The organism is Pseudomonas sp. NPDC087804, assembly GCF_044742965.1.
GTDB lineage: Bacteria > Pseudomonadota > Gammaproteobacteria > Pseudomonadales > Pseudomonadaceae > Aquipseudomonas > Aquipseudomonas rustica.
In genome coordinates, this window is record NZ_JBIUVN010000001.1 from 854,881 (window position 1) to 865,953 (window position 11,073).

Here is an 11,073-nt window from a genome sequence, read left to right on the forward strand (position 1 = left end):
AAAACCAATTCAAAGAAGATCCCAGGCCTCGGGAGGTTGTTTATTTGCACCGACCGATTCGGTATGGAGTTTGAGCTTCAATCTCAGATTATTATTTGAGTCGGCATATTCCAACGCCGTCATATCACTAATAGCGCCCGCCACCACTAATCGATACAACGCAATATCAAACGTTTGCATCCCTGACTCGGTGGATTTCTCCATAACACTTTTGAGTTCCCCCAGTTCATCACGGCGAATCAAATCGGCAATGGTCGGAGTACCGAGCATGACTTCAACCACTGCGCGCCTTTGCCCATTTAGCGTCTTGACCAGTCGCTGTGAAACAGATGCCTTGAAGTTATTGGCCAACGCATGCAACAACTGCGGGCGGTGTTCCTCGGGAAACATATTGATTATCCGCTCCAGCGCCTGACTGGCGTTATGCGCATGCAAAGTCGACAACACCAGATGCCCGGTCTCGGCGAACGCCAACGCGTGTTCCATTGTTTCCCGGTCGCGGATTTCGCCGATCATGACCACGTCCGGCGCTTGGCGCAGGGTGTTTTTCAGTGCTGCATGGAAACTGCGAGTATCGACCCCGACTTCCCGCTGGTTGATGATCGAGCGCTGGTGGCGGTGGATGTACTCGATCGGGTCTTCAATGGTGACGATATGCCCGGTGCTGTGACGGTTTCGGTGATCGATCAGCGCCGCAAGCGTGGTGGATTTTCCAGAGTCGGTCGCCCCGACAATCAATATCAGGCCTTGCTTGAGCATCACCGTCTCGAGTAACACCGCCGGTAACTTCAGATCTTCAAAGCGTGGAATGTCCAGCTTCACGTTTCGGATAACCAGCGATACGTCGTTACGCTGTTTAAAGATGTTCACCCGGAAGCGTCCGACGCCGGTACGCGAAATCGCCAGGTTCATTTCCAGATCCCGTTCGAACTCGCGGCGCTGCTCGGCGTCCATCAAAGAGGTGGCGATGGCAGCCACTTCACCGGGTTTGAACGGCTGATCGCTCAACGCGGTCAGTACGCCGTCGAAACGTGCGCTGGGTGGCGCGCCCGTCGACAGAAACAGATCCGAGCCGTGTTTGCTGGCCAGTTGAGTTAACAGTGCATCGATTTCCATGGCAAAAAACACCCGCGAAGCATTGAATGATCGAAATGAGCCGCCGCGTGACGCGCCCGGCCCCATAGCGTCTACCGTTCTGCAAGCATAGTAGACGCCGCCTCACCGACCGAACCTCAGGATCCAACGATGAACGCTGTACCGAACACTGATGACGCCCAGGCTCTGATTGCCCGCACCGACTGGAGTCGCAGCCCGTTGGGCGCCGCTGGCACTTGGCCGCAGAGCCTGCGTACTGCGGTGGACATCGTGATTCACTCGCCCATGCCGATGTTGCTGCTGTGGGGCTCGCAACTGACGCAGATCTACAACAACGGCTTCGCGTTGCTCGCCGGCCACAAGCATCCGCACGCTTTCGGACAGCCTGCACACCAGATATGGCCGGAACTTAGAGAATTCACTGACCCGATTTACAGCGCCGTCCTACAAGGCCAGGTGCGCACCTACAGTGAAAGGCGTTTCACCTTGCAACGCGACGGGCAGGAATCCGACTTCTGGCTTGATCTGACGTACAGCCCTATCCGCGATGAAAATGCGCAGGTCGCCGGGATTCTGGTCACGGCCATCGAAACCAATGAACGTCGACGCATTGCCCTGGAACTGCAGCAACGCTCCGAACAAAGTTTGAAGGCCCAGCAGGAAACCGAAGAACGTCTGCAATTGGCCCTCGCTGCAACCGATGCGGTTGGCACGTGGGATTGGGACATTGGCGAGGACCGCTTTATTGCCGACGCGCATTTCGCGCAGTTGCATGGCGTCGACCCGGTACGTGCCAGTCAGTTGCCGATCAGCGAATATCTGCAAGGCGTGCACCCCGAAGACCGCGCGATGGTTGCCCGCAGCATCAAACATTGCATCACCCACGGCACCGAATACGCCGAGGAATACCGCCTGTTGCAACCCAACGGTGAGTTGCGCTGGGTGTTTGCCCGAGGCCGTTGCTACAAGGATCACCATGGCCGGCCCATGCGTTTTCTCGGGGCCGCGCTGGATCTGACCGAACGCAAACACACCGAACAGGCGCTGCGTCAGAGCCAGACCGAACTGCAACTGATCATGAACGCGATGCCGATCCTGATCAGCTATGTCGATCAGGAAGAACGTTTTCGCCTGAACAACGCCGCTTATCTGGACTGGTACGGGTTAACCCCGCAGGAGCTGTTCGGGCGCACCATTCGTGATGTTATCGGTGAAGAAGCGTATTTCCTGCGGGCGCCGTACATTGCTGAAGCACTGGCGGGCCGGTCGTGCTCGTTCAGCCTGTACACCTCCCATCGCGACGGCAGCACGCGCCACGCGCTGATGAATTACGTGCCGCGCCACGGGCCGGATGGCGCGGTCAACGGTTTCTATATTTTTGTGATTGATGAAACCGAGCGGAAAAAGACCGAAGAAGCGCTGCGCAATCTCAACGAGACACTCGAGGAACGGGTCAGCGCCCGCACCGAGCAATTGGCGCAGGCCAATCAGCGTTTGCAAAACGAGATGTTCGAGCGTGAGCGTGCCGAAGATGCATTGCGTCACGCGCAGAAAATGGAAGCGGTCGGCCAGCTCACCGGCGGCATCGCCCACGACTTCAACAACATGTTGACCGGGATCATCGGCAGTCTCGACCTGATGCAGCGTTATATCGCCAACGGTCGCGCCGACGAGATCGGTCGTTTCACCGAAGCGGCGGTGTCGTCGGCCAACCGGGCAGCGGCGCTGACCCATCGGTTGCTGGCGTTCTCCCGGCGTCAGTCGCTGGATCGCAAGAAACTGGATGTCAACGAACTGGTGCATTCGCTTGAAGACCTGATTCGCCGCACCAAAGGCGATCCGATCGAGCTCGAACTGCGTCTGACCGACAATGCCTGGCCGGTCAGCACCGATGTCAGCCAATTGGAAAACGCCCTGCTCAATCTGGTGATCAACGCTCGCGATGCGATGCCCGAGGGCGGCAAACTGCTGATCGAGACGGCCAACGTTTACCTTGATGGCAGCGACATCACCACGCTGGAACCGGTCAAGGCTGGCGATTATTTGATGCTCGCGGTCAGCGACAACGGCACCGGCATGACGCCATCTGTGCGCTCGAAAGCGTTCGATCCGTTTTTCACCACCAAACCGATTGGTCAGGGCACGGGGTTGGGGCTGTCGATGATTTACGGGTTTGCCCAGCAATCGGGTGGCCATGTCAGCCTCGACAGCGTGCCCGGTCAAGGCACGTGCGTGCGTTTGTATCTGCCGCGACTGAAAACGCCCGAACTGCAAGCCGCCGAGGTTGAACCGGTGAGCGTTACGCCCCCCACGGCCAGCGGCGAGACCGTGATGGTGGTCGAGGATGACCCGGCGGTGCGCATGCTGGTGCTCGATCTGTTGAAAGAGTTGGGTTATCGCGGGTATGAAGCGCAAGACGCGACGTCCGCCCTGCCCTTGCTGGAATCCGACTCGCGCATTGATTTGCTGGTGACCGATGTCGGCCTGCCGGGCATGAACGGTCGACAACTGGCGGAGATTGCCCGACAGCATCGACCCGGGCTGAAGGTGTTGTTCATGACCGGTTACGCGCAAAAAGCCGCTGAACGTCAGGGCTTTCTTGAGGACGGTATGGACATGGTCGCCAAACCGTTTGCGTTGGAACTGCTGGCCAGCAAGATCCGCACGATGCTCAGCCAAACTCCGTGACTTGAGGCATAATCCGCGCCCCGCCGTCACCCCGTTATCAGGTACCGCACGATGAAAGCCCAAGCCCGCCACATTCTGGTGAAAACCGCCGAAGAGGCCGAACAGCTCAAACAACGCATCGCCAAGGGTGAAGCGTTTGATGTGCTGGCGAAAAAATTCTCGACCTGTCCGTCCGGCAAGCGCGGCGGGGATCTGGGGGAAGTGCGGCCGGGGCAGATGGTCGGCGCGATTGATGCAGTGATCTTCAAGAAGCCGCTGCGCACGGTGCATGGGCCGATCAAGAGCAAGTTCGGGTATCACCTGGTGCAGGTTTTTTACCGCGATTGATCAACTCTCGTAGGAGCTGCCGAAGGCTGCGATCTGTTGATCTTGCTTGCCAGTCAAAATCAAAAGATCGCAGCCTTCGGCAGCTCCTACGGGGGATGTGTTTCAGTCTTTGGGAATCAGTGCACCTGGAACTTGAATGACGCGGCTGGCTAGTTGATGCCCGGCCCGCGCGGCCTCTTCAGGACTGCCGCCCATCAACCGCGCCGCGAGATACGCCGCACTGAACGAATCCCCCGCCGCCGTCGTATCCACGACTTTCTCAACTTTCTGCGCCGGCACTTCAGACACCTCGCCCTCGCAGCGAATCAGACACGCCTCAGCGCCCCGTTTGAGCACCACTTCCGGCGTACCGATTTGCGCGTACGTCGCGAACACCTCATCGCAATCAGCGAAACCAAACAGTGCCTGTTCGTCATCCACCGTCAGCAAGGCCAGATCAACATACGGCAGGACACTGCGATACGCAGCGCGTGCAGCGTCCACCGACGCCCACAAACGTGGCCGGTAGTTGTTGTCGAAAACGATCCGCGCATCACGTTGGCGGGCTTCGATCAGGGTCTGTATGAGTTTCTCGCGACCTTGCGCACCGAGCACGGCCAGGGTGATGCCGCTGAAATACAACACGTCGTAATCCGGCAGCGCGGCCAGAATCGGCTCGGCGGCCGGCGTGGTGAAGCAATCGCGGACGGCCGCTTCGTTGCGCCAGTAGAGGAAACGTCGTTCGCCATTGGCGTCGGTCTGGATGCAATACAGGCCCGGCAAACGACCGGGCAGACGTTGCACCATGGCCAGTCCAATGCCTTCGTCTTTCCAGATCTGGCACATGGCGTCGCTGAAGCTGTCATCGCCTAGCGCGGTGACGTAATCGACTTGCGCTTTGTCGCCCATGGCTCGGGACAGGTATACGGCGGTGTTCAAGGTGTCGCCGCCGAAGCTTTGCTGGAGGCTGCCGTCGGCGCGCTGCTGGAGCTCGATCATGCATTCGCCGATGAGGGCGATGCGTGGGGTGTTGGGGCCCAGGGGGCTTAGGGTGTTCATGTTGGCGGTGTCTCTGGTCGTTCGATGGTGTTTGGGCGGGCCTCTTCGCGAGCAGGCTCGCTCCCACAGTTAGAATGCATTCCAAAAAGTGGGAGCGAGCCTGCTCGCGAATGGCCGCGACGCGGTCTTGAGCCTTAGAAACAGGTCTCCATGCTCTCGATCACCGTCAACTGCTCATCCACCAGCAACCCGGTGCGCCACTTGTCGAACGTCAGGCACGGGTGCGAGGTGCCGAAAGAAATGATGTCGCCAACGCGCAGTTCAACGCCCGACGCTACGGTCATGAACGCGTGCTGATCCATCACCGCCGTCACCTTGCACGCACCGACATCATCGCCCACTGCCGGTACAACTCCAGCCTTGTAACGCAACAACGGCACCGGCAAACCGGCGTCATAAGCCACATCACGCTTGCCCAGCGCGATCACCGCAAAACCCGGCTCCGGCAGCGATTGCACATGCGCCCAGACTTCCAGCGCCGGGCGCAAGCCTTCGTGCAAATCACTGCGACGATCCAGCACGCAGCACTGCGCTTCTTTATAGATGCCGTGGTCATGCGCAACGTAACTGCCCGGGCGCAACACGCTGAGGAAACGTCCGGCAGCGTTCTGCGCTTCGAACGACTCAGCGATCAAGTCGTACCACGCCGAACCAGAGGCAGTGATGATCGGCTGCGGAATCGCGAACGCGCCGCTGTCCTGCAACTGTACGGCCAAACGCACCAGCGACGCGGCGAACTCACGAATGCCGCTGACCGCGTGATCACCGTGAATCACCCCTTCGTAACCTTCGATGCCAGTCAGGGCCAGTGCCGGTTGCGCATTGATCGCTTTGGCCAGCTCGATCACTTCCTGCTCGCTGCGGCAGCCGCAACGGCCACCGACCACGCCGTACTCAATCATCACGTTGAGCTTCACGCCGCGCGAGGCGAAGTAGGCGCCGAGATCGGCGACGTTGTCCGGGTGATCGACCATGCAGTAGAAATCGAACGACGGATCGGCCAGCAGATCAGCAATCAGCGCCATGTTCGGTGTGCCGACCAACTGGTTGGCCATCAGCACCCGGCGCACGCCGTGGGTGTAAGCGGCGCGGGTCTGGGTCGCGCTGGCGAGGGTAATGCCCCATGCGCCGGCGTCGAGCTGACGCTTGAACAGCGCCGGAGTCATGCTGGTTTTACCGTGGGGCGCAAGTTCGGCGCCGCTGTCGCTAACGAATTTCTGCATCCAGCGAATGTTGTGTTCCAGCGCTTCGCGGTGCAGCACCAGCGCGGGCAGGCTGACGTCACGCGCCAGATGGGCACCGAGGGCCGCATCACCTTTATCTACAGCAGAATTGATGACAGTCGTCATGGTCGAACTCCTCACATTCGCGGCCGCAGGCGGCCGCGTTTATTCGTTGATTCGTCGGGCGAGGCTGTTAGCGCTCTCGATCAGCACCCGGCGATAGTCGTTGTAATTGTTTTTCGCATCGGCCCGAGGGGCGACGATGCACAGCGTACAAATCGCCACGCCTTGCGGGTCTTTGACGGGCGCGGCGAAGCAATGGGTGAAGGTGTCGGCAACGCTGTCGAAAGAGAAGAATCCGTCGATGCCGGCCTGACGGATCTGCGCCAGAAACAGCTCGATCGGCAAACGCTCGCCGTCGGGCAGGATGTAATCGTCTTCGTCGATCAAGTCGATGATCTGCTGATCGCTTAAATGCGCGAGCAGCAGACGGCCGGAAGCCGTCCACGGGATGGGCGCGTTTTCGCCGATGTCGGAAGAAATGCGGAAATGTCGCTCGCCCTCCTTCATCAATGCCACGGTGTATTTGCGCCCGTTGAGCAGGCACATCTGCGCGGTTTCATGGGTCTGGCTGACGATCTCCTGCAAGGCGTGATCGGCCTCGCGACTGAGGTCGAAATGACGCAAATGCGCCTGGCCGAGGAAGTAAAGTTGCCGGCCGAGATAGACGTGACCGTCCTTGCCCACCGGTTCCAGAATCCGTCGCTCGAGTAACGAGGCAACCAGTTCGTAGACCGTGGATTTCGGGCTGCCGATGCCGTTGGCGATATCATTCGGGCGCAGCGGCTGGCCGATTTCCTTGAGGAAATCGAGGATATCGAACGCCCGATCCAGACCGCGGGCCCGGCGTTTGATGGTGTCTTCGGTCATTTCAGTGGGTTCCCATTCAAAGTCGCCGGGAGTTTACCGCTAATGATCGTTCCCATGCTCCGCGTGGGAATGAAGCCCCGGACGCTCTGCGTCCCTTGGAACGCGGAGCGTTCCGTGAGGCATTCCCACGCAGAGCGTGGGAACGATCATGGCGTTGATCAGGCCTTCTTCTTGTACGCAATGCAGTCGATCTCGACCTTGCAATCAACCATCATGCTCGCCTGCACACAGGCCCGCGCCGGGGCGTGCTCAGGCTTGAAGTACTCACCAAAGACCTTGTTGAAACTGCTGAAATCCCGTGGATCGTCCAGCCACACGCCGGCGCGCACGACATCTTCCAGGCCATAACCGGCCTCTTCGAGAATCGCGATCAGGTTCTTCATGGTCTGGTGAGTCTGCTCGACGATGCCGCCAACAATAATCTCGCCATCCACCGCCGGCACCTGGCCGGACACGTGCAGCCAGCCATCGGCTTCAACGGCGCGGGCGAATGGGCGTGGCTGGCCACCAGCGGCGGTGCTGCCGGTGCCGTATCGAGTAATGCTCATGGGTGTTTCTCCTGGTTACAAAAGTGAATATTTAAAACCGCGTGCTTTTCAGAAACTCAGCCAGACGCGGCGATTGCGGGCGTTCGAACAGCTCCTTGGGAGGCCCCTGCTCTTCGATTCGCCCCTGATTCATGAATACGATTTTGTCCGAGACCTCGAAGGCAAAACGCATTTCGTGGGTCACCAGCAACATGGTCATGCCGTCCTCGGCCAGGCCCTTGATCACGTTGAGCACTTCGCCGACCAGTTCCGGGTCGAGGGCTGAGGTGACTTCGTCAAACAGCATAAGGCTCGGGTTCATCGCAATGGCCCGGGCGATCGCCACACGTTGTTGCTGACCGCCGGACAACTGGCCGGGAAAGTGATTGCGCCGATCCAGCAAGCCAACGCGCTCAAGCCATTTCTCGGCGAGTCCCACTGCTTCGTCCTTGTGCATCTTCTTGACCTTGAGCAGGCCAAGGGTGACGTTCTGCAGTGCAGTCAAATGCGGAAACAGGTTGAATTGCTGGAACGCCATGCCGGTCATCGCACGATGACGAGCGATGACTTTTTCCGCATGACGCACGCGTTTGCCGTTGCTTTCGTCATAACCGATCGACTCACCGTCGAGCAGGATCTGCCCGCCCTGAAATTCTTCGAGCATGTTCACGCAACGCAGCAGCGTGGTTTTGCCCGAGCCGCTGGAGCCGATCAACGTGACCACGTTGCCGCGCTGCATGCTCAGGTCGACACCCTTAAGCACTTCGACCGCGCCGTATTGTTTGTGCAGGCCACGAATATCCAGCAGCGGCTGGCCGTTTTGAAGGTTGGAAACTGGAGCTTCAATCATGGCAAGGCCACCCGCTTTTCAATGTGCCGGCCGAGTAACTCGATGCCGTAGTTGATGACGAAGAACAGAAAACCGGCGAACAGGTAAAACTCCAGGGTCATGAATGTCCGGGCGATGACCTGTTGCGTGCTGAGCAGCAATTCGGCGACGCCGATCACCGAGAGCAAGGTCGAGGCCTTTACGATTTCCGTGGACGAGTTGACCCAGGTCGGCAGGATCTGCCGCAACGCCTGAGGCAACAATACGTAGGCAAGGGACTGATAAAACGTCAGACCAATCGCCTGGCTCGCTTCCATCTGCCCACGGGGCAACGCTTGCAGTGCACCGCGAACGATTTCGGCAACGTGCGAGCCGCAAAACAGAGTCAGGCCCAACGCACCGGCCTGAAATGCACTGATTTGCCAACCCAGCGCCGGCGCCATATAGAAGCAGGCCAACACCAGCACAAACACCGGCGTGCCGCGAATCAGGTCGACGTAGAAACGGAACGGTGCGCGCATCCAGAACTTGCCGTAGGTCAGCACCAGACCGGTGACAACGCCGAGCATCGTGCCGAACAAAATCGCCAGCGCCGACACCTGCACGCTGGTCAGAAAGCCCTGCAGCAACGTCTCGCGGGCAATCCACAACTCGTTTAACCAACTGGGAGATTCGTACATCGCAGCCTCCTATCGGCGGATCGCCAGACGCTGCTCGAGGTAACGCAGCAGCATGGCAATGAGGTAACAGGCCGCGACATACAACGCCGTGGTCACCAGCCAGGTTTCGATCACCCGGTAGCTTTCGACGTTGATCTTGCGCGCGTAATAGGTCAGCTCCGGCACCGCAATCGCAGCGGCCAGCGAGGTGTCCTTGAACAGTGAAATGAAGTTGTTCGACAGCGCCGGCAAGACATTGCGCAGCATGACCGGCACGGTGACGTAAGCCTTGACCTGCCACTCACCGAGACCAATCGCCAACCCCGCTTCGCGCTGCCCCTTGGGAATGCTCAGCAAGCCACCACGGAACACCTCGGTCAGATAGGCCCCGGCGTACAGCGACAGAGTGATGATGAACGACGGGATCTTGTCCAGACGAATCCCCAGGCTCGGCAGTGCAAAGTAGATCAACAGAATCAACACCAGAATCGGCGTGTTACGCACCACCGTGACGTACACCGAAGCCAGCACCCGCAAGGCGCGATGCTTTGACAGCAACGCAAACGCCATCAGCAGGCCGATCACGCAGCCGATGGCGATCGACACCAGCGCCAGTTCGAGGCCCAGACCGAGCCCCGCGAGCAAGGTGTCGAAATCGCGCCACACGGCGGCAAAGTTCAACTGATAGTTCATGGTCAGCAGTACCTTGAGCGGGGCGACGTGCATCGCCCCACTCTTCCTTCAGCAATTTGGAAACGTCGCGAGCGAAGAAAAGACAAGGCGAAAACAGGCGAAAAAACGGAGTTGACGTCAGTCAATGAGCATTTTGAGGCTGTTTTCAACGCAGTATTTTCGAGCGCAGCAGTTTTCATTTGAATTCGACGGGGAAACCGATCGCTGGGGACGGCAGATCTACACCGAACCACTGCTTGAACGACGCGGCGTAAGTCGGGAATTCAACACCGGTCATGGCCTCATGCAGCGTGGTGTTGACGAAGTTCAGCCAGTCCTGATCGCCACGTTTGACCGCGCAGGCGTAGGTTTGCGGGCTCCACGCATAGGTCGGGCTGCGGTAGCGGCCAGGGTTCTGCACCATCAGGTATTTGACCGAAGACTGGTCGGTGGCGGCGGCATCGGCACGGCCGGAGTTCACCGCCTGATACATCAGATCGACGCTGTCGTACTGATCGACCTTGGCTTTGGGCAGTGCCTGGTGCACCAATTCTTCGGCGTAGACGTTTTGCAGCACGGCCACGGTCACGCTGTCGCCAGCGCCTTGCAGGTCTTCAATTTCCTTGTACTTGCTGTTGTTCGGCAACAACAGGCCGACGCCTTCGCGGTAGTACGGCAGCGTGAACGCCACTTGCTGCGCGCGGCTGGCAGTCACGGTGATGAACTGGCAGCTCATGTCGACCTTGTCGGTGAGCAGATTGGGAATCCGCGCATCGGACGACTGCACCACGAACTCGACTTTGCTCGGGTCGTTGAAAAGACCTTTGGCCACCATCCTGGCGATGTCGATATCAAATCCCTGCAACTTGCCGTCCGCGCCCTGAAAGTGCCACGGCGCATTGGTGCTGCCGGTGCCCACGATCAATTTGCCGCGGGCGAGAACACTGTCGAGCTTGCTGTCGGCCGCCTGGGCCAGCCCCATGACGGTGGATGAAGCTGCAAGAACAAAAACACACGCTTTAAACAAGGAAGGACGGCGATGCATGGCAAGCACTCCAGATTTGTGTTTATTCCGCTATACCGGA

At 59.0% G+C, this 11,073-nt stretch carries 11 protein-coding genes; 2 read left to right on the plus strand and 9 right to left on the minus strand.

Annotated elements, in window-relative coordinates:
- Positions 1 to 9: 9 nt before the first annotated feature.
- Positions 10 to 1,116 (minus strand): PilT/PilU family type 4a pilus ATPase, encoded by a 1,107-nt coding sequence (locus ACIOMO_RS03765; protein WP_401238209.1) that lies wholly within the window; start codon positions 1,114 to 1,116, stop codon positions 10 to 12.
- A gap of 129 nt (positions 1,117 to 1,245) precedes the next feature.
- Here ACIOMO_RS03765 and ACIOMO_RS03770 point away from each other — a divergent pair, with 129 nt between their 5' ends.
- Both ACIOMO_RS03770 and ACIOMO_RS03775 read left to right on the plus strand, forming a co-directional pair.
- A complete protein-coding gene (locus tag ACIOMO_RS03770; protein ID WP_282357699.1) occupies positions 1,246 to 3,783 on the plus strand; it encodes a PAS domain S-box protein in 2,538 nt (845 codons plus the stop codon).
- A gap of 51 nt (positions 3,784 to 3,834) precedes the next feature.
- The gene (locus ACIOMO_RS03775; protein WP_007912322.1) at positions 3,835 to 4,110 is read left to right on the plus strand and encodes a peptidylprolyl isomerase; all 276 of its coding nucleotides are present in this window, start codon (positions 3,835 to 3,837) and stop codon (positions 4,108 to 4,110) included.
- A 102-nt stretch (positions 4,111 to 4,212) separates the two neighbouring features.
- Here the strand turns inward: ACIOMO_RS03775 and ACIOMO_RS03780 are convergent, their stop codons facing one another.
- The 8 genes from ACIOMO_RS03780 to ACIOMO_RS03815 all read right to left on the minus strand — a co-directional run bounded on the left by ACIOMO_RS03780 (position 4,213) and on the right by ACIOMO_RS03815 (position 11,033).
- Positions 4,213 to 5,148, minus strand: a complete 936-nt coding sequence (locus ACIOMO_RS03780) for a sugar kinase (RefSeq protein ID WP_401238211.1) — start codon at positions 5,146 to 5,148, stop codon at positions 4,213 to 4,215.
- A gap of 134 nt (positions 5,149 to 5,282) precedes the next feature.
- Complete coding sequence (locus ACIOMO_RS03785; protein ID WP_401238213.1) at positions 5,283 to 6,497, minus strand: amino acid deaminase; 1,215 nt, start codon at positions 6,495 to 6,497, stop codon at positions 5,283 to 5,285.
- Between the two features lie 39 nt (positions 6,498 to 6,536).
- On the minus strand, positions 6,537 to 7,301 hold the full coding sequence (locus tag ACIOMO_RS03790; RefSeq protein WP_212550740.1) for an IclR family transcriptional regulator: 765 nt from the start codon (positions 7,299 to 7,301) through the stop codon (positions 6,537 to 6,539).
- A 158-nt stretch (positions 7,302 to 7,459) separates the two neighbouring features.
- Positions 7,460 to 7,849 (minus strand): RidA family protein, encoded by a 390-nt coding sequence (locus ACIOMO_RS03795; RefSeq protein ID WP_007912330.1) that lies wholly within the window; start codon positions 7,847 to 7,849, stop codon positions 7,460 to 7,462.
- Between the two features lie 31 nt (positions 7,850 to 7,880).
- Complete coding sequence (locus ACIOMO_RS03800) at positions 7,881 to 8,678, minus strand: amino acid ABC transporter ATP-binding protein (protein ID WP_401238216.1); 798 nt, start codon at positions 8,676 to 8,678, stop codon at positions 7,881 to 7,883.
- On the minus strand, positions 8,675 to 9,337 hold the full coding sequence (locus tag ACIOMO_RS03805; protein WP_401238219.1) for an amino acid ABC transporter permease: 663 nt from the start codon (positions 9,335 to 9,337) through the stop codon (positions 8,675 to 8,677). The genes ACIOMO_RS03800 and ACIOMO_RS03805 overlap by 4 nt, the downstream gene beginning before the upstream one ends.
- Positions 9,338 to 9,346: 9 nt before the next feature.
- Entirely contained in the window at positions 9,347 to 10,009 is a 663-nt protein-coding gene (locus ACIOMO_RS03810) for an amino acid ABC transporter permease (RefSeq protein ID WP_003225455.1), read from the minus strand.
- 175 nt (positions 10,010 to 10,184) lie between these two features.
- Entirely contained in the window at positions 10,185 to 11,033 is an 849-nt protein-coding gene (locus ACIOMO_RS03815) for a transporter substrate-binding domain-containing protein (RefSeq protein WP_053120514.1), read from the minus strand.
- Positions 11,034 to 11,073 lie beyond the last annotated feature (40 nt).

Excerpts from the sequence above, each read along its gene's own strand:
- ACIOMO_RS03810 (WP_003225455.1), bottom strand. The coding sequence starts at position 10,009 with ATGAACTATCAGTTGAACTTTGCCGCCGTGTGGCGCGATTTCGACACC.
- ACIOMO_RS03815 (WP_053120514.1), bottom strand. The coding sequence starts at position 11,033 with ATGCATCGCCGTCCTTCCTTGTTTAAAGCGTGTGTTTTTGTTCTTGCA.
- ACIOMO_RS03780 (WP_401238211.1), bottom strand. The coding sequence starts at position 5,148 with ATGAACACCCTAAGCCCCCTGGGCCCCAACACCCCACGCATCGCCCTC.
- ACIOMO_RS03770 (WP_282357699.1), top strand. The coding sequence starts at position 1,246 with ATGAACGCTGTACCGAACACTGATGACGCCCAGGCTCTGATTGCCCGC.
- ACIOMO_RS03785 (WP_401238213.1), bottom strand. The coding sequence starts at position 6,497 with ATGACGACTGTCATCAATTCTGCTGTAGATAAAGGTGATGCGGCCCTC.
- ACIOMO_RS03775 (WP_007912322.1), top strand. The coding sequence starts at position 3,835 with ATGAAAGCCCAAGCCCGCCACATTCTGGTGAAAACCGCCGAAGAGGCC.
- ACIOMO_RS03800 (WP_401238216.1), bottom strand. The coding sequence starts at position 8,678 with ATGATTGAAGCTCCAGTTTCCAACCTTCAAAACGGCCAGCCGCTGCTG.
- ACIOMO_RS03765 (WP_401238209.1), bottom strand. The coding sequence starts at position 1,116 with ATGGAAATCGATGCACTGTTAACTCAACTGGCCAGCAAACACGGCTCG.
- ACIOMO_RS03795 (WP_007912330.1), bottom strand. The coding sequence starts at position 7,849 with ATGAGCATTACTCGATACGGCACCGGCAGCACCGCCGCTGGTGGCCAG.
- ACIOMO_RS03790 (WP_212550740.1), bottom strand. The coding sequence starts at position 7,301 with ATGACCGAAGACACCATCAAACGCCGGGCCCGCGGTCTGGATCGGGCG.
- ACIOMO_RS03805 (WP_401238219.1), bottom strand. The coding sequence starts at position 9,337 with ATGTACGAATCTCCCAGTTGGTTAAACGAGTTGTGGATTGCCCGCGAG.